Source organism: Cedecea sp. NFIX57, assembly GCF_900177785.1.
GTDB classification, from domain to species: Bacteria; Pseudomonadota; Gammaproteobacteria; order Enterobacterales; family Enterobacteriaceae; genus Cedecea; species Cedecea neteri_C.
The window spans coordinates 38,576-56,058 of sequence record NZ_FXAS01000004.1 but is presented as its reverse complement, the minus strand read 5'-3'; the positions used below and the strand labels follow the sequence as shown (position 1 = coordinate 56,058).

General features: G+C 47.0%; 14 protein-coding genes and 1 pseudogene. 5 read left to right on the top strand and 10 right to left on the bottom strand.

All coding sequences use genetic code 11. The features are described 5' to 3' along the window. Position 1 precedes the first annotated feature (1 nt). The 4 genes from B9Y90_RS04180 to fimA all read right to left on the bottom strand — a co-directional run bounded on the left by B9Y90_RS04180 (position 2) and on the right by fimA (position 4,622). Positions 2–2,635, bottom strand: a complete 2,634-nt coding sequence (locus B9Y90_RS04180) for a fimbrial biogenesis usher protein (protein WP_085540317.1) — start codon at positions 2,633–2,635, stop codon at positions 2–4. 72 nt (positions 2,636–2,707) lie between these two features. Beyond that, the gene (locus B9Y90_RS04175; RefSeq protein ID WP_409335181.1) at positions 2,708–3,412 is read right to left on the bottom strand and encodes a fimbria/pilus periplasmic chaperone; all 705 of its coding nucleotides are present in this window, start codon (positions 3,410–3,412) and stop codon (positions 2,708–2,710) included. Positions 3,413–3,467: 55 nt separating this feature from the next. After that, positions 3,468–4,007: a type 1 fimbrial minor subunit FimI gene (locus B9Y90_RS04170; RefSeq protein WP_039290575.1), complete on the bottom strand. Its 540-nt coding sequence runs from the start codon at positions 4,005–4,007 to the stop codon at positions 3,468–3,470. Between the two features lie 75 nt (positions 4,008–4,082). Beyond that, the gene (gene fimA, locus B9Y90_RS04165; RefSeq protein WP_039290571.1) at positions 4,083–4,622 is read right to left on the bottom strand and encodes a type 1 fimbrial major subunit FimA; all 540 of its coding nucleotides are present in this window, start codon (positions 4,620–4,622) and stop codon (positions 4,083–4,085) included. A gap of 697 nt (positions 4,623–5,319) precedes the next feature. Between fimA and B9Y90_RS04160 the strand changes: the two genes are divergently transcribed. Further along, positions 5,320–6,813 (top strand): EAL domain-containing protein, encoded by a 1,494-nt coding sequence (locus B9Y90_RS04160; protein ID WP_085540316.1) that lies wholly within the window; start codon positions 5,320–5,322, stop codon positions 6,811–6,813. A gap of 556 nt (positions 6,814–7,369) precedes the next feature. Here B9Y90_RS04160 and B9Y90_RS04155 read toward each other — a convergent pair. Together B9Y90_RS04155 and B9Y90_RS04150 are read right to left on the bottom strand one after the other, a co-directional pair. Further along, the gene (locus B9Y90_RS04155) at positions 7,370–8,155 is read right to left on the bottom strand and encodes a hypothetical protein (RefSeq protein ID WP_085540315.1); all 786 of its coding nucleotides are present in this window, start codon (positions 8,153–8,155) and stop codon (positions 7,370–7,372) included. 684 nt (positions 8,156–8,839) lie between these two features. Next, entirely contained in the window at positions 8,840–9,367 is a 528-nt protein-coding gene (locus tag B9Y90_RS04150; protein ID WP_085540314.1) for a hypothetical protein, read from the bottom strand. A 156-nt stretch (positions 9,368–9,523) separates the two neighbouring features. Between B9Y90_RS04150 and B9Y90_RS04145 the strand changes: the two genes are divergently transcribed. Further along, positions 9,524–9,988 carry a hypothetical protein gene (locus tag B9Y90_RS04145; RefSeq protein WP_085540313.1) on the top strand — a complete coding sequence of 155 codons (465 nt, stop codon included), beginning with the start codon at positions 9,524–9,526 and terminating at the stop codon, positions 9,986–9,988. Between the two features lie 21 nt (positions 9,989–10,009). Here the strand turns inward: B9Y90_RS04145 and B9Y90_RS04140 are convergent, their stop codons facing one another. Both B9Y90_RS04140 and B9Y90_RS04135 read right to left on the bottom strand, forming a co-directional pair. Next, a complete protein-coding gene (locus B9Y90_RS04140; RefSeq protein WP_085540312.1) occupies positions 10,010–10,486 on the bottom strand; it encodes a WbuC family cupin fold metalloprotein in 477 nt (158 codons plus the stop codon). Positions 10,487–11,490: 1,004 nt separating this feature from the next. After that, a complete protein-coding gene (locus B9Y90_RS04135) occupies positions 11,491–11,781 on the bottom strand; it encodes a helix-turn-helix domain-containing protein (RefSeq protein WP_085540311.1) in 291 nt (96 codons plus the stop codon). A gap of 192 nt (positions 11,782–11,973) precedes the next feature. Here B9Y90_RS04135 and B9Y90_RS04130 point away from each other — a divergent pair. Then, positions 11,974–12,132 (top strand): annotated as a pseudogene (locus B9Y90_RS04130) (helix-turn-helix domain-containing protein); the annotation flags it as partial. Positions 12,133–12,460: 328 nt separating this feature from the next. Here B9Y90_RS04130 and B9Y90_RS04120 read toward each other — a convergent pair. Then, positions 12,461–12,922, bottom strand: coding sequence for a helix-turn-helix domain-containing protein (locus B9Y90_RS04120; RefSeq protein ID WP_085540430.1), 462 nt, complete (start codon positions 12,920–12,922; stop codon positions 12,461–12,463). A gap of 280 nt (positions 12,923–13,202) precedes the next feature. Here B9Y90_RS04120 and B9Y90_RS04115 point away from each other — a divergent pair, with 280 nt between their 5' ends. Next, positions 13,203–13,502: a helix-turn-helix domain-containing protein gene (locus B9Y90_RS04115; RefSeq protein WP_085540309.1), complete on the top strand. Its 300-nt coding sequence runs from the start codon at positions 13,203–13,205 to the stop codon at positions 13,500–13,502. Next, complete coding sequence (locus B9Y90_RS04110; protein WP_085540308.1) at positions 13,502–14,239, top strand: SDR family oxidoreductase; 738 nt, start codon at positions 13,502–13,504, stop codon at positions 14,237–14,239. The genes B9Y90_RS04115 and B9Y90_RS04110 overlap by 1 nt, the downstream gene beginning before the upstream one ends. A gap of 823 nt (positions 14,240–15,062) precedes the next feature. Here the strand turns inward: B9Y90_RS04110 and B9Y90_RS04100 are convergent. Then, complete coding sequence (locus tag B9Y90_RS04100) at positions 15,063–17,396, bottom strand: YecA family protein (protein ID WP_176227840.1); 2,334 nt, start codon at positions 17,394–17,396, stop codon at positions 15,063–15,065. Positions 17,397–17,483 lie beyond the last annotated feature (87 nt).

Below are 17,483 nucleotides of genomic sequence, written 5' to 3'. Positions count from 1 at the left end.
CTTAGCGACACAGCACCGACAGCGAGCTCAGCATCTGCTTCTGGCTCTCTTCACCCAGACGATAGTACGCCACGCAGCTGGCGCCCGGCCCGTCCCCCCATTTGGCCAACACCTTGCCCACCAGCGGCATGCCGCTCAGATACACCTGCCCGCCATCGGCCACAATACTACTCACCGACAGGCCTTCGGCGGTCACAATGGCCCCGAAAGGCACAGGCTTGCCGTTGTGGGTCAGCGTCATAAGCATTTTCACCCCGACCTGTGGCTTGAATTCCGCACGCACCACGGCACCGTGGGTTGGCACCACGTTGGCGACGGCATCCTGAAGGTCAACGTTGTCGGCCAGCGTGTTGGTATCCAGCGCGATCCTGTTTTCGCGGTAATCGCTGGCGTACGGGAGCACGGCATAACCACGCCAGTCGGTACGTACACCGGTTTGGTTTTCGACTTTGACATCACCGGCCCCGGGCGCTTTCACCAGCACGACCGTGCTGTTAAGCGGCTGGCTGAAGGTCACGCCATCCGCGTGCGCCAGCACACCGCCGCTCGCACCGTAGTAAACCTGTTTCATGCCGTCGCTGCGGCTATAGCCCACGTTCGCGTTGCCGTATCCGCCGCGATAGTTCAAAGCGGCATAACCTGTGCTGCTGCTATTCCCGTGCCCGCCGCCCGCGTAGCCGGTCTGCACGCTATAGCTCAGGTTATTGTCCTCCAGCAGCGTGCCGTACAACCCGGCCAGGTTAGTCATCCGGCCATTAAGATCGTGTGATGCGCTGTAGCTGGCGTTGGCGTTACGCCAGACGGATTTGCTGTCGGAACGCAGCCAGTGGCTGAACGGGATATTGACGTTTACCGCCAGCATTTGGTCGCGCCCGTCCTGCCAGGCGTTTTTCGTCAGGCTGTAGCTAACCGTCCAGTTGATGTCATCCACGGCGGCGTTCAGCCCCACCTGCATCTGCTCGTCAGCGCTGCTGCTGTTCCAGTAGGTCTGGTGGCTGCCGCTGAGATAAAGCGTTGTGGTTCTGCCCAACTGCTGGGTCAGACTCAACTGCACCCTGCCGCGCTTGTTGTAGGCGAGGTTGTAGTAGTCGGTAAACTTAGGCTTAACCTGAATCACGCCGTCCTGCGTTTCCACGCTGTAACCGCTCATCCGGCTGTAGGCGCTGTCGGCGAGGGTAAAATAGCCGCTGGTTGAATACCGGTAGCCCACCAGTTGAATATTGGTGCCCAGTTCATTCAGCGATTTGTTATAGAGGAAGCGAAGCGACTGCCCCTGGTGCTCGCTGTCATCCGCAAGCCTGGCATTGGCCTGGGTGACGTCCATCGACAGCGCCCCCAGCACGCCCATGTTTTTCCCTACGCCCAGGTTGAAGCTGCGGTAGCGGTCAGCCAACTGGCTGCCGCCATAAAGCGTCCAGCCATCGGGCAAACCCTGCAGCACCGTGCCCTGGAAGAACTTAGGCTCTTCCTGCTGGCGATTGCCGCTGCGATACTCCCCGGCGGTCAGAGAAAAACGGGTGCGCCCTTCGCGTTGTAAAACGGGCACGGATGACCACGGCACGCTAAAAATCTGGCTGCTGCCGTCGGTTTCCTTGATAGTGACCTGCAGATCGCCGCCGCTAGTGGCCGCATAGAGATCGTTAATCGTGAACGGGCCGGGCGGAACGGTGCCCTGATAAATTTCATAGCCATTTTGTTTGACGATGACGTGCGCCGTGCCCCGGGCAATGCCGCGAATCACCGGCGCAAAGCCTTTCATGCTATCGGGCAGCATATTGTCGTCGGAGGCCAGCTGAGCCCCCCGGAAATTGATCCCGTCAAAAATATCGCTGTCTGTATAGCTGTCGCCCAGCGTTAACCGGGAGCGCAGCGAAATAATATCCCGCTCGAGCCAGGTGTTGACGTGCTGCCATTTATTTTCGCTCGCTGAATTGCCGCCGCCGCTGTTGTAGCTCCAGGTAGTGTTGTCACGCAGTCGCCATGCCCCGACATTGATCCCGCTCTGAAGGTTCAGCCACGCATAATTGCTGTTACCACCGCGATCGTTTTGCACGCTATTGCCGGTGAAATTGTAATTCAGCAGACCGGCGTTAATGCCGTTATCCCAGCGATCAGGCGGGATGTACCCTCTTGCCCGATTGCCCATAAACGCCTGCGGCACAGTCAGGTCCAGCCTTTGCAGGCCGACATCAAACCCGGCAGTGGACTCCGGGATAAGCTCAGTCATCGGCACGCAGGCATCCGACGCCAGGGCATTCATGCCAGCAATGGCCGCCACGTTAACGCCCATTCCGGCCCATTGCTCACGCGTCAGGCAGGGAGCCAGGCCGCTGCTGCTCTTTGCCGTCTCGAATTTAACGTCCCGTGTGGTGACAAACCCTTCATTGAGATAAATATCGACGCGGTAAGTCCCCGGCGGCGCTTCCTGCCCACTTTCAAAACTGGACAAATCAGCCACTGCCGAAGGATCGTCGGCTAAAAAGCGCGGGTTAAAATACAAATCCGCATGGGCGGAACAGGCCTGCATAGCAATTAAAAGTGCCAGCGGCGTTTGTACCAGAGTAAAAAAAGAAGCTAATTTGCGCCGTGGGCGACGGGAGCCGAAACGCGCTAATCCATATTTTAGATGTGACATTGTCCCTCCGGTCAGCATTCGCCCGGCAGTCAGTTCTTCGTTGTTATTTAACGCAGGACGGCCTGTCCTGAATTACTGCATAACGCCCTGCATCCGTGGCGTCAGCGCACCGAAGTCGTTAATGGTCTGGTAAGTGATGTTGGTCCCGGCATCGGCCGGTAGCTTCACGGAGGTTTTTCCCAGCGGCGGGACAAGCGCATTGTCCAGCACGCGGGTGCCGGCATTAATGTCTGTCACCGTCAGGTAATACGGGGTGGGATTGTTTAAAATCAGTTGGCCGTTGCTGCGGCTAAAGGTCAGTTTTTCTGCCGCTTTCTCCGGGGCCAACGCCAGGTTATCCGGGCGGTAATAAAGCTTGATTCGGCTGATGATCGCCAGCTGGAGCGTGTTCTCATTCAGCTTTGATTTTTCCATGGAAGGAATGGCTTTCACGTTCAGCCAGAACAGGCTCTCCCGATCCTTCGGCAGCTGGTTATTGGTTGCATCTAAAATGCGTAACGTGGTTTCTTTTTTCCCTTTGATGGCAAACAGCGGCGGGGTAATCACGAAACGGCTGTCTTTATCGCCATTGGCGTTTTCAACCCACGACTGAATAAGGTAAGTGCTTTTTTCATCGTTGCTGGTCACTGCCAGCTGAACCTGCTTTTGCCCTTCAGGATAAATAACGCGAGTTGCCCCTAACGCCACCCCTGCCTCTGCTCGAGCCATAAAGCCCATTGCCGCAGCTATCATCATCGCCGCCAGTAAACCGCGACCTCTTAGTAAGCTTTTTGTCACGCTCGCACCTTTGTCCTTGTCGTTGTTGTTTGTGTCCACTACACCTGGGGCCAGGCTACAAATAGGTCAAAGCAAACCAGGCCTGAGCATTCGCCAGTCCCCCGGTAACCTGATGCCCGGTGGCGCGATATTTGGCGATAAAATGGAGAGTGTTTGGCCCGGCGTATATCCGGGTCCAGACCTTTGCAGGGGCATTCAATGGGATTTGGCGCTCCTCGGCATCAAAGAGGGCAACGCCCACGCCTTCAGCAATGCCGGGCCCCTCGCCCACCGAAAGTACCGCCGGGTTTTTGCCGTCAGCAACGCCCATAAACGCCACGCCAACGTGCCGGCTAACATTGGTATTACAGTCCTGAAGGTGGAGAGCGAAAGGCACCGGGTCGCTGTCTTCGCCTGGCGCGTGGAAGCGATTGCTGCTGATCCTGCCCATTTCGACCGTCATTTGGCGATCGCCCGCTTCTACGCGACAGGATTCGGCAACGATCGTGCCCTGAAAGCGCATATTGCCGCCCGGCAGCATGACATGTGTTCGATTACCGGCCAGCGCCAGCGAGGGCAGAAGAACGCCCAATAGAACCCGCTTTATTCCTCTCATCATTATCACCTTCAAATCCGTAGTAGATGACGGGCCGTCCCTGGCCCCGAGTGATTTCCCTGTATGACTGACTGATTACTCGTACTGAACTTTAAAGGTCGCGTCCGCATTGGCGGTACCGGCTGTAGCAGCACCCAGCGCGATGTAACGAGCCTGCAGAGGAATAATATTGGTGCCATCATTCAGCGTAGTTTTGGCGCTGAAGGTTGCCCCATCCAGTGCCAGCGGTGTGCTGGTGCTGTCGAGGATCTGAATCCCCACATTAGTCGCACCGCCCGCCGCAGGCCCCTGAATTGCCAGCGTGTCGGTTTTACCGGTCACGGCTACGCCAGAGAACGCAACGGAAGCTTTGGTGGAAACAGTGGTATCGCAATCATTCAGTTGGATGTTGAAACCTACCGCAGAACTGGTGCTGCCTACCGCTGCCAGTCGGGCGGAACGAACCTGACCCAGTTGAACAGTCTGGTCCACCGAGCCCGCATCAACGGCGCAGGCTGCGTTAACAATTTCACCTTTGAAATGAACGGTGCCACCGTTAACCGTAACGGCATAAGCCGCTCCCGAGCTCAGAGAGAGGGCTGACAGTACAACGAAAGCCAGATTTTTGATTTTCATAATTTATTCCTTTAAACAATTTCACTAAAACGAATCAGAACCGGCAGTCGCTATGCCTTCCATAAGACCTATGTTTCAGCTTCACGAAACGATCGCCTATTCACATAAGCTCGCCCCTAAGAGAGCTACCCTCTCAATATTGGTGGGGAGCCGGGGTGAAATATTAATAAAGTATCTTAAATCGTTTTTGAAATTATATTTAACAAAACATCAATATCATCATATTGCATTGATTTTAAATGTTTTTTATATTTAATCCTATTCGGAATTTTCCCTGAGTTTATTCTCAATCACGGTTTTAAAATTAATTTCTATTGACATTCTACACGCTGTAAAGAAACTAGAGGTGAAACAGTAACGTTCCCAAAAATTCAAAAACAAGGAAAAATCCAAAAAACCAGCAGGGATGATTTCACTTAAAATAATTATAAAACATTCATTGCATTGAATTTATCATTCATATTACTGGCGATTTCCCTCTAGCGTTTTTTTTAAAAAGGAATTTAACATGCATCATTAATCTGGCATTGCACCGCAAATCTTAGCTTGCACATCAAAACCGTAACACCTGACGCAGACAACTTTCATGCTGCGCCGGCCAGGCTTTCACATATCAAAAATACCTCTGGCGAGGATATACCACGCAATAAAACCTATTGCATCGGGTATATAAAATAATGACTAATGGATAATTGATATGAATATAACCTCACCGTTATTGCCTGTGCCATCTCAACATTCCCATGTTGAGTTTGTTTATCACATACTTTCTGCCTGTCATTTTTCTGCAACAGGCCTTTCTGCATTGCTCCATGAAAAGGGAATGAATACAAAACTGATTAGCCCGGAAAAAAACAGCCGACTGATCTCTAAAAAGAATGAAAATGATGATTTTAATTATCTGATTGTATTTATTCCTGAAGATCCTTTTCAGATGCTGATGACGCTGAAAAGCCTGATATTGCTGTTACAGATGCATCACCATAAGATCAATACCCTGATAATAAGTAGCCTGTCATCTTCATGGCTTTTTAGTTATTTTAAAAACGTTCTGCCGCGAAGCGCCAACCTCAGCACCATCAGGATCGTCAGTATTTATACCAGCGTGGTTAAACTCAGAAGTACGCTTCATCAGGATATTAAAAGCATTCCAACGCTCGTCTCGCTAGCCAGGCAAGAGGAACGTAATGGCGGCTTACGTCACGAAGGTCTTACAATTCATGAGGTCAATACGCTACTGGAGCTTTTCAGTACCTCTGATAAAGAGGACGCTGCGGCAATAAAAAACTTCAGTACTAAAACGCTCTATAACCTGCGTTCGAGCGGGTTAAAAAAACTGGCGGCTATTCACCCGATGATGGCCAGACTGTTGCCGGGCCGGCATCGTAAAACGCAGCGCCAGTCGAAGCCCAGGGGCTTAACGACCAGACTGCTCAGCAGCGAGGAGAGAAAAATCACCCACGCCCTGCAGCATGGTCTGATCTTCCCCGTTTTCCAGCCCATCGTAGACAGCGAGATGCAGATCGTAGGATTCGAGATCTTCTGCCGCTGGTACACCAACGGCAACGTATTGTTGCCGAAAGACTTTTTCCATGAGATCAGGACCAGAGAAACGTGGGTCATGCTCACGGCTTACATCATCAGAGAAGCCGTGGTGAATATAAACAACTATGCAGGAAAACTGGAGTTTTCAGTCAATATTCCACGGGCCCTCACTGAGGGTACTGCCCTGTTTAAAATTGTTGAGACTGCCAAAGCCCAGCTGCTAGATCCGACCTGGATACGCTGCCTTGTTTTGGATATCAACGAAAATGTGGATTTAAGCTATGAGTCTAAAACGGTAGCCGTATTAAATCAGCTTATCAGCCTGGGCGTAAAACTTGCGCTGGATGATTGCTTCGCCAAAAATAGCGTTGCCTTTCCAGTCAGGCAGATAAAATTTAATAGCTACAAGTTTGATCGCTACATTGTAGAAACGTTTATCAATAACCACGATGATAAAAATCTTATTGATGGTCTAATCTATTATGCCAGCGTGACAGGCAGCCAGTGCATCGCAGAAGGTGTTGATAGCCTACAAAAGCTCATTATGCTAAAGCAAATGGGCGTCAATTTATTTCAGGGATACTACATTTCAAAACCAGTGCTCCGCGAGGAGTTAGATGCATTAGTTTTTCGCGGCATTCAATAACCTTTATATTTAACAGTGTTAATCTGCTTATAAAACACTTCCATAATTCACATTTTCTGGCGGACGGGAATAAAAATCTCTCTGTCCTGGGTATTTCGTTTATTGTCAGACTGGCGAGTAACATATTGCCAGACATATGCACATATCATGAATAAATAATCATGTTGCTGTATTTATTCATGATCAATGGCCTACGCAGCCGCGATCGTCACAGGCAATAGCGTCAGTAATTCCCAGATAAGGCTGGCTTGCGCTAAACCGACGCCGATGCCCAGGCCTCTAAACAGAAAGCCCTGGGCAGAGACCTCAACGCTTTGGCCATGTCCGCCGCAGTAGAAGATAAAACCATTCAACTGACGCAGGGTAAGAGCCAGAAAGAAGAGTACACCTACTACACCTACCGCACCTACTACCCTGAGAACCAATGCCCAGTTTTTTAAGAGCAATGGTTTAGAAATTAACTACACTCATTAATAATTATGCTCGTAGTTAAACAAAGGGAACAAAATTCCCTTATAAAAAGAGGATGCTCAGCAAGTTAGTTACTCAGCGAGCATTAGTAAAGCGGGGTGTTGAACACCTCATCAGTTTTATCTTTATAAACAAGCTCAATGACATTAATATTATTTTTGTGAATTTTTTTTGTTGATGAAATCTTTGAAATCATAAACATAACACCAGGTGGCAGAATAACTTCCTTATAGGATTCGGCTGAGCCTATTCCTTTTAACTTTGATTCTTTCACACCGAGTTTTTGTAAGTCCGATTTTAACTTTGAATATAATGGAACATCAAGGACACCTTCCTTAAAAACATTTAAGGGAGGTTTGTTGATCACAAACAGCACTGGGACACGTTTTCCCTCTGAGTTATCAATAAAGGAATGAGAAACCAACTTACTCTCACTAAAAAATGACAACTGATGAGATTGCAAATACTTCCCTGTATGTAGCGAAGTAAAAAACGCTTTATCCACCATGGTGCCACGATATAATGTTTTATTACCTGCATAAGTGGGTAATTTACTCATCGCATACAGATAATTACTCAGAATAAGGTGACGATCCTGAATATTTAAACTCTTGTATAACTCATGATCTAATTTATCGACCTCAGGCAAGTTATTTATTCCATGAACAAAATTATGCCTGATAAATTTTTCAGGGTACTCGCCTGAGGCTATTGCCCTTTGGTGTTGCCTTGTGACATGCAAGGATAAATGACCATCGTCGCCCGGCAACACCCTTCCTTCCACTGGGAATGGAGAGTACTCCAACAGCTCCTCAACGAAATCATTTTTACCATTACCTAAAAAAGATTTTTTTCTGACTGATTTAAACATGATGCCTCCGGCGCAATTGTGCGCTGGTTTATCACATACCAGGAAAACCTTAACAACATGTAATGCATTAATTAATATTAACCATTATTTAATTAAAGATAAAAATGAAAGCATTTCATACCCGATGGATTAATGTCGAGATCAAGCTGCTAAAAACCCGTACTCATATTTTTAAGAAAAATTGATTTAGAGTCCATGTTTACAGTGGCCTTTTTGCTTTGTACTTATTTTCCTGTAGTCAGCAGGCTTTTGGCCACATTAACTAACGCTTTTATCCGTGAAAGCTGTTCCCCGCTTCGCCATACCAGCGCCACCTCATTCGCCCCGCCGTCAGCGTTTAATTAACGGCCGGGTAAATTAGACAACAACGAAGGCTGCCATCGTGGACACTCCCTTATCCTCGGCCAGCAATGTTGATCACTCTTTAATGCTTCCCACTTTTTCACCTCTTGAAATTGATACACCGGAGGGCGTTACCCGCTGCACTATGCCGTCTGACATGGGCATCTGGATACGGAAGCCATTTCGCTGACAGCGAAAGTGAACACTAACATACGTGGCTATGATAGCTGTACAGCGCTCGAGCAACGATTAAGCAAGGCGTCCAGGTCATTATTACCGGACGCGTTCTGAGTAAACAGCAAAAAACTTGCAGAGAGCTGGAGGTTACCTAAATTCAATACCCTACTTTTTGAGGTACAGCGCCGAGTCAAACTGCGGTTTCTGCTCCTTCAGGAAGGCATCTACCGATTCAATAGATTTTGCGTAAAGCTGAGTGCCAACCGGTAAATCAACCGTTTTCGTGCCCAGTGCCAGGGTGAATACCGGCTGGTACTCGCTGCGGTACCTTACTGCAGTGGTGATTTCTAATTTTGCTGGTTTTGTCAGCGTCAGGCTTTCTGCCGTCGTTTTCTCTGCTTCTTTGCGACCTTGATTGACTAAATTAGCCAGCTCTGTGAGCTTGTTTTTATAGGCGGTTTTATAATCATCCGCATTAGCCTGCTCCAAAAATTCCTGATTCGAGACGTTGTCATCAAAAATCATTTTCACGGAAACAACTTTGTGTTCATCGTAGATGTTACCGAGTTTCACTGCACCGCCGGTAACGGGGATAATATTTTCACTCTTAAATAAAACCGGGCCGGAACCAATTAAGGATGAAACGATAAGCGCAGCCCCAACGATTGCGCTGCCAGCAAGAATTGACTTCATTATAAATTCCCTGAGGTATTTTGAGTGCCGGGATTATAGAGCACTCGAGTTGTTATTTAATAGCAATATAATCTTGTTGCTTAAGACAACAGTACTCACTAAATTAACGGTCTTCATGTTAGTTTCCCCTTTTACTACGAATATGGACTGTCGGTAATGAAACGCAAATACCTCGCCTTTGCTCTATTCCTGAGCCTGCCCGCCTTGGCGGCTAAGCCTTCGCTCATTGTCTGCGAGCCACAAGATAAGAGCGCCACGACGTCCTCGGAGATTTGGCCTGCGCCTTATCTGGATAACGACCAGCTGTGTTTCAATATTCAGGCCGATAAAGGCAGCACCTGCGTGGGTAACGGACAGACAACCCAGTGGATGACCGAAGCGGTGATCGTGGACATCGGCGGTGAACCGCAGGGCCGCGATGACACCTGGTTCCGGGTGGTGCAGCCGGTCATCAATGACAAAGAGATCGCTTATAAAATTGAAGGTTCGCGGGACCAAAAAACCTGGGGCCTGGTTTCCAATGTAGAAATCAACCGCCTTACAGGCGGCGCGGTGGACTGGTTTGTGGCCGAGCACGGCGGCACTGCATACCAATGCCACCTGGAAGGCCCGAAGATTTAATGTGATGTGGAGGCGGTAATATTACCGGGAAAAACCGCCATCTCCCACTTGCGCCACGGCATACCATTTCATCAACTCAGCTGCTCCCGGCTCGTTTTCAGCGGGTGCCCATGGGGCCATATCTTGCTCAGCTACCGGCTGGTACGCCCCATGTTTTACCTCGAAAATAACCCCACCTTTATCCAGCGACAACACCGCATGCCAGGTTCCGGCATCCGTCTCCAGCACCTTGCAGTCTTCACCTAGCACAACGCGGTGGGTCACGTTGCCTTTGTCATCAAAATGCAATACCAAAAAGCGCCCACTAAGGGATGTCAGCAGCTCAAACGTGTGCGGGTGGCGATGAGGTCGAACATAGGTACCCGGTTCCATAGCAATAGCCAGGCGCTGAACAGGATCGCTCAATTCAGGATGGAGATTACGATTGGCACGTAAGCGAGGGGAGTTTGCGGCCTGCTCGCTTTGTTCTTTCAGATCGCTGAACGTAATTTGTTTCATATTAACCTTTGTGAATGTAGGTCGCTCACGGCAACCAGGAACCCGGATGTCGCAAGATTTTATGCTATCTCAACAGACGATTAGCCACGGTATTCGCAGAACAAATCTCTCTGCCCGGATTATAAACGCTGGTGCTGATGTCCCATAGCCCCGGAACGGGTCTATTTACAATGCCACCGGCGCTCCGGCCCCGGCTTGCTTCAGAATGGCCATACGCTGGCTGTCCGTAAAGCGCTTTTTCATGGGGATGTCCTCACGTTGACCATGAAGGCATTCCTCACATCGTGGTGTGTCAATCAACGGGGTCAGGTAAGGAGTGTCTGGTGATCTATGGGGCCAGTCTAGATATACATTCCCTTTTATAGCCCGCAACAATAGACACTATTGTAAAAAAATAATTATTATCAAACAATTGCCAAGAGAAAACCATATTTCAATTTCTTTCTAAAAATACCAATACTTGCAGTGAATTATTGTAATAAGTGGTCAAAAAATTGCACCGCCATCGTTTCATTCCCAGATAATGATAAAAAAAAACGGTAGACATTTAGTGCAGCATCTAGTTGAAAACACATCCACTGAAATTTCATTTGTTACCAGAATAACACCACCAGACACTTTTTATTATTTTTAAATTAGTTAACAATACTCACAGCATTATAATAGATAAAAAATAGTTATTGAGGCGACATTATAAATTTAGTTAACCTTCTGCAAATGAATACTTACTGTTCTATCATGGAAAACAGAAGATGGAGGATTTCTCTACAGCAGATAATTTCAGAACAACAACCAAAAATCACTATGCCAAAATATTTTCATTCAAAAAAAACAGCTAAATTTTTTTAAAAAGCCCAGATTAACACCACACCCGTTATATAACATTGAATGACGGAGATGAATAACTATAAAACAACAAGCTAACAAAATGAAAATATAACAATGGAATTTTAAAACAACGCACACTCAGAACCTTTATGTCTCATCCTTTTTCTCTAAAAAAATTAACTTTGTGATGTGATTAGTAAACTACTATCTGGATTGTTCTTTTTGAATCGATGATATTGAAGAATCAACTCTGCTAAATCATCGCTGACTGCATAAAAATACGCCTCAGGAACATCAAGCACCGCAGCAATCTTACAGACAAGTTTAAAATCCGGTGCATGAACCTCTTTTTCATAAGAACTAATACGAGCGCTTGCAGATTCTTCATCTAAACCAGCGCGTACTCCCAGCTCTGCCTGAGTCAAATCAGCCTGGACTCTTGAAAGTTTTAGTCTTTTACCAATCACGATAGCAACTCAGCGTCTGAACATTCAGAGATTATCCTCTACTGGATCACATCAATCTTAATGCATTACAGCAAAAATTCATGAATTGTTTTAATTTTGGTTAAAAAACGACCAATAATCAAGAGTTACATGATTTTTAGATGCAAAGGAAGCTTACGAAACCATTAGTTGCAACACTAAGAGGAAACTACGATGCATGAAAATGACTGGCACCCTGCCGATGTGGTCGCCGCTCTCCACAAGCGTGGCACCAGCATGGCACGTGTTTCACGCGAGGCAGGCCTTGCTTCCTCCACCCTCGCCAACACACTTAAACGTCCCTGGCCGCGCGGGGAATGGCTCATCGCTATCTGACCCTGTCACCAGCAGCACCAGTTGGCCCCGCCGATGAGAATGCACTGGCACATCGAACGCTAAATCTGAGGAGGTGAGAAACAAGACATCGATCAACGCTTCAGACGAATCAGGATCAAAGTAATCCATATCATTCATATCTTAAGTGGATCCTAACGCCAGAAAAAAACATGCGCCAGTCCTAGATAAAATTCGACTCCTGTCATGCTCATAACCGATTGTTAAGAAAACCATGGGAGGTGCGGAGGCTCCGAACGTCCATTTCTACAACAGAGAACACGTGCTTATATGTCGGAGCCTTATATATGCTTTGATTATCAACTTGTTATTTAAGCCTATCCCATTTAACCGCAGAAACAATGCCCCAGTTACCACTGGCATTCGGTCTACGCCATTTTGCTGTATCCATACTACGAAGATATTCAAGCGCTTCAGAAAAATTGTGAAAGCGTTTTTGAGCTGTTTTAGCACCAACGCTAAACGAACCATCACGTGAACTCGCCAAACCAGGATTAAAGCATGTACCGTCTGCAGCATAGGGAACCAATACTGCAGGATCGCTATCTTCGGTAACATCTGTAACCAGTAGTTGCCATGGCTCAACATGGAGGGCTTTTGCAAGCCTCTCTATCGCATCCAGCGAGGCATTAGAGCTACCTCTCTCAATTCTGCTCATGTAACTACGGGCAAACCCGCAGCTATCCGCAAACGCTTCTTGGCTGATTCCGGTTCTGATACGTAACGCTTTTACCCGTTGGCCAAACAAGATACTTAAGGATTTTTTCATTCCTTGAATGTGCGACCATGACCACTGCAAGGCCACGCTCCAAAAGTGACATTTTGAATCAAAAATTTCTATTTTTGTGATCGATGAATACATCAATTATTTTTTACATTGTTAACATTCAAAGACTCAAAAAACACTCCAATAGTTACATTTTAAATCAAAAATAAATTTTCATTTTTGAACGGATAAGTAACAAAAAAATAAAAACACAACAAAAAACAACAAATTAAAAGAAACCGAGGAATATCACACACTGTAATACCAACGATGAGGAACGTTTATGACTGACACAGACTGGCATCCGGCCGATGTGGTCGCTGCTCTCCACAAGCGTGGCACCAGCATGGCTCGTGTTTCACGCGAGGCAGGCCTTGCTTCCGCCACCCTCGCCAACACACTTAAACGCCCATGGCCACGCGGAGAATGGCTCATCGCTATCGCCATCGGGGTTCACCCTGCAGAAATATGGCCGGCCCGTTACCGTCGCCAGGGCCTCACCCGACAACCCAGAAAACCACTTGTGCCGCAGAATTGTCCGACAAATTTCGTCCGTCGCTCACCCTGTGAAGGAGACTCCTGATGAAAACACCGTGTTTACCCCTGTCCGGGAAAGTCGCCGCCATCACTGGCGCCGCCTCTGGTATCGGACTCGCCTGCACCACCGCCTTTCTTGCCGCTGGTGCCCGTGTGGTCATGATTGACCGGGACGTTACCGCCCTGCGTCAGAGTGCCACCGCCCTCGGGGAGAACGCCCTTCCTCTGGTCGTCGATGTCACTGACCCCGGCCAGGTCGATGGGCTTACCCACCATATTCTCCGGATTGCCGGCAGGCTCGATATCTTCCATGCCAATGCCGGAATGTACACAGGTGGGCCTTTTGTCGACACTGACCCTGCCGTCATGGAGCAAGTGCTGAATCTTAATGTCAACGCCACCTTCCGCTGTATCCATGCCGTTCTGCCTCATTTCATCACGCAACAGTCGGGTGATATCCTGCTCACCAGCTCCGTTGCCGGGGTGGTCCCCGTGGTCCACGAGCCCGTCTACACCGCCTCCAAGTTTGCAGTCCAGGGCTTCGCCCACAGCCTCCGTCGCCAGCTATTCCCCCACGGCATTCGTGTCAGCGCGATCCTCCCGGGCCCGGTGAGCACTGCGCTGCTCAGTGCCTGGCCCGAAGCCAAGCGTCAGGAAGCTCTGGAGGAAGGCTCCCTTCTTCAACCTTCAGACGTCGCTGAGGCCGTGCTTTTCATGGTGACCCGCCCCCGGAATATCACCGTCCGGGACCTGACTCTTCTTCCCAATTGCGTGGACCTTTGACACGGGGTATAAAAATCCATGGAGCTAAAACGGGTACACATATAGCTTTGGCAGCGAAGCAACCCCGTAAGCTCCAGTATTTATACGGCAAAAAATGCATGTTCCGACTCAAACCGACCACTGATTCCGGTTTGTTCCGACCAAATCTTGCCATCTCTCGTAACCAGTAACCCTGTCGTCGAAATACCGCGCTTTTTACTCTTAAAAACAATGGAGAACACTTCTTCCTGATCACGCTCCTTCAGGAGAACCGTCGCCATGGCAAGACTGAGAACGCGGGTTCATAGTAACCGCCATGCGTGGTGAGTTCGCCCGACGCATACTGAATGAAAATGGAGAGGAAAAACTGCTCTCCAATTTAGACGAGGGAATTACCCGAAGGGCAGCGCCGCGAAAGCAGCCTTTTCTTTGCGAATACCCAGCCGTTGACAGATGAGAGCATCAGCGAGTCTCCCCGGCTTTACCACTGCCGATAAAAGCCAGATTGATTTGACCGAGGCTTGCCACCAACTTCTCAGCCTTGTCCCGCAGGACTAAATCATCCTGACACTTACGCAAGCGCCGCCCAGCATCATGGAATCTTTCTCGGAGTGCTTACGAGCACCGATATCATCGACGGGATAATAGGAACAAATCAAACAACCTAACAGCATGATATAACACAAAATTTCATTTCAACCTCTTAGAGATACCCCCAAAAGTACCCCCATCAAGATAACTTTACTAAAGGGAGTATAAAATTATCCACTAAAATTCGAATTCGACATAAGATATGCTTTCAGAGAGCCCATAAAATGGGCTCTCTCTATATGATTTTTAGAATTCAGCGGCCATGACACTTTTTATACTTTATACCGCTTCCACAAGGGCAGGTTTCATTCCGGCCAACTTTACCGTAGTCTTCCGGTTTTATTGAAGACATTATAAAATTTGATTCAGTACCGCTAGAGTTCATCAATCGTTCAGCATCTTCGAAGATGTGAGCATTTTCATCGGTTTTCACTTGAGGCACAATAACATCAATGCCAAAAGCCTTGATGTATTTCCCTTCAGAATCCACTTCTACAATAACAAAATTATGTCTGGCAGCATCTTTAATGTTAAGAGCCATTGAACTTGCTTTATCATTAACTTTCAGCCAGTCTATTTCATTCTCGTAATTTTGCATCCAAACAAACAAAGATTCTTCATCATTTCCAATCAAAAAATAGCGTGCAGGATGTTTATCTAAACTATCACCTAGCCTCTTAAGCATATTTCCAAGAGTAGATCGCGTTTGTGCATCGTAGTTTCTGATATGGCTGTCTATTGCTAGCCAACCCGGTGCACGTGTGGAATCAAGCGCTTCCAGCAAATCTCTCACTTCCTTTGGAAAATCCTGAGTAGGTAATGGTTTAGTGTCCCAATCAAGACCTTCAAAACTCTTATCAATGACACTACTCATACCGTCCCACAGAAGCATACTGCCTTTTTCTTTTGCCAACTTTTCAATGCTAACCAAGTCAAAACGATTCTGAGTTATATATGATCCCAAGTGGTCAAATTCATCATAAAGAAACGCATTTTTCACATTTGCAAATGACTGCCTCACCTCCATGTAATGTAAAAACTCCCCAGGAGAAGGTAGAAAACGCTTCAGAACAAACAAATCGTCAATCGACATGGATACAAATCCATATTTACCTAATAGAGGTGTGATTTGTGGTAACTGCTTACAGAAAGATGAAAATGGAGAAAATGATTCAACAGTTAATCCGATAGGCAACATTACTCTATAATTCGAAGCTTTAATTCTACCACACTCTCTGTGCTTACCACTTACTAACTGATAAATAACGACTTCATCTGCTGAGTTCAAATAGTTAAAAAAGCGCTCACATTGTTTGTATGCTTTGATTACCAAATCCTGTACAGATTGGGCGTGTCTTTTGAAATCTGTAGCAGGTGAAGCAATCGTTGCTGCAGCACCAGCCTTAGCCTCTATAAGAAATAGCACATCATCCATTAATATTAGCGTGTCATTTTCAGACCATTGATTTGTTTCTGGATCCTTATAATAAATTTCTTGGTAAACATTAGCGGTAGGAAATTGTGCTCTCAAAATGTCATAGAATGCACCTTCACTCATAGCTTTCTGACGTTCTTCGAATTCTTTTTTGTATTCAGGCTTTCGCTGCAAAAGATTATGTAGAAGTGCCCGATATCCTGCATCACGCATGAAACAAGGGTCTACAGCATAATAACCGGCATCGAGTTTTATAAGAGGTTTTTTCCTTGCAGGCAGAGTTCTATAAGGAGTACCAGAAAAATCTCCAATGGCAAAGAAATCCGTATCTTCCCCGCGTTGATAGGCTAAATCCGCTAATAATTTGTCTGGTAACCCAGTATGAAGACTAACATTGGTAATTCCCCCCCGGAACATATCACTAGCTGCTTGACTAGCAGATTTTAATTTTTCTCCATTTTCTTCCATCCATGATTCCATAACCTCTTCTATGTTTTTTTTCTGTTGCGAAGCAATTTCTTGCACTTCTAAAAACTGCATCATCATTTCTTCAAAAGCATTTGTATGACCTGTACGAATAGCATTGGCCATGGATTGAATACCGTGAGCTATCTCATATCCACTTGCTCCGTAGACCTCTTTTAAAATATCATCATGTGGCGAAAGTACGTACCTATAAAATTCTTCTTCTAAAACTTGATAGCGGTTCCCTCTAAGCATTACCCATGCTGTTTTTGAATGGAACTCTATAGTCGATGTATCAGGCCCAAAAATGCTATCTTTTGCATCAAGTGAAGATGCTATTGCGTATAGCATAGCCTTCTGACGTAAATCCCTGCTTAGGCTAAATAAATAACTACATTTATTTTCATCAAAACTAATTTCCTTAGGGGCAATGTCTGCCGCGAGCACGGCGTGCACATATTCAAGAAGGAATTGATTATCGTTCACTAAATCTTTGGTATCTACAGTATCTTTATCCTGACTATCAGAAGCCGCGTGCATCATGAATTGAGCATAGATATATCCGATTAAATCTTCAGGCGGCATACTTGCAATGAGAGTTCGCATCTCACATGCTATCGCTTCCATTTCCTTAAGGAGCTTAACACCTGACTCTGCAACTTTTTCTTTCCTTTCTGCAAACATCATGGGCATTGCCTTTTTAAGTATAAAGTTAACTAAATATTACTACTATTTTACATATGTAAACCAAAGGCAGATCTCAAAACTCTAATT

Excerpts from the sequence above, each read along its gene's own strand:
- B9Y90_RS04180 (WP_085540317.1), bottom strand. The coding sequence starts at position 2,635 with ATGTCACATCTAAAATATGGATTAGCGCGTTTCGGCTCCCGTCGCCCA.
- B9Y90_RS04170 (WP_039290575.1), bottom strand. The coding sequence starts at position 4,007 with ATGAGAGGAATAAAGCGGGTTCTATTGGGCGTTCTTCTGCCCTCGCTG.
- fimA (WP_039290571.1), bottom strand. The coding sequence starts at position 4,622 with ATGAAAATCAAAAATCTGGCTTTCGTTGTACTGTCAGCCCTCTCTCTG.
- B9Y90_RS04160 (WP_085540316.1), top strand. The coding sequence starts at position 5,320 with ATGAATATAACCTCACCGTTATTGCCTGTGCCATCTCAACATTCCCAT.
- B9Y90_RS04155 (WP_085540315.1), bottom strand. The coding sequence starts at position 8,155 with ATGTTTAAATCAGTCAGAAAAAAATCTTTTTTAGGTAATGGTAAAAAT.
- B9Y90_RS04150 (WP_085540314.1), bottom strand. The coding sequence starts at position 9,367 with ATGAAGTCAATTCTTGCTGGCAGCGCAATCGTTGGGGCTGCGCTTATC.
- B9Y90_RS04145 (WP_085540313.1), top strand. The coding sequence starts at position 9,524 with ATGAAACGCAAATACCTCGCCTTTGCTCTATTCCTGAGCCTGCCCGCC.
- B9Y90_RS04140 (WP_085540312.1), bottom strand. The coding sequence starts at position 10,486 with ATGAAACAAATTACGTTCAGCGATCTGAAAGAACAAAGCGAGCAGGCC.
- B9Y90_RS04120 (WP_085540430.1), bottom strand. The coding sequence starts at position 12,922 with ATGAAAAAATCCTTAAGTATCTTGTTTGGCCAACGGGTAAAAGCGTTA.
- B9Y90_RS04115 (WP_085540309.1), top strand. The coding sequence starts at position 13,203 with ATGACTGACACAGACTGGCATCCGGCCGATGTGGTCGCTGCTCTCCAC.
- B9Y90_RS04110 (WP_085540308.1), top strand. The coding sequence starts at position 13,502 with ATGAAAACACCGTGTTTACCCCTGTCCGGGAAAGTCGCCGCCATCACT.
- B9Y90_RS04100 (WP_176227840.1), bottom strand. The coding sequence starts at position 17,396 with ATGATGTTTGCAGAAAGGAAAGAAAAAGTTGCAGAGTCAGGTGTTAAG.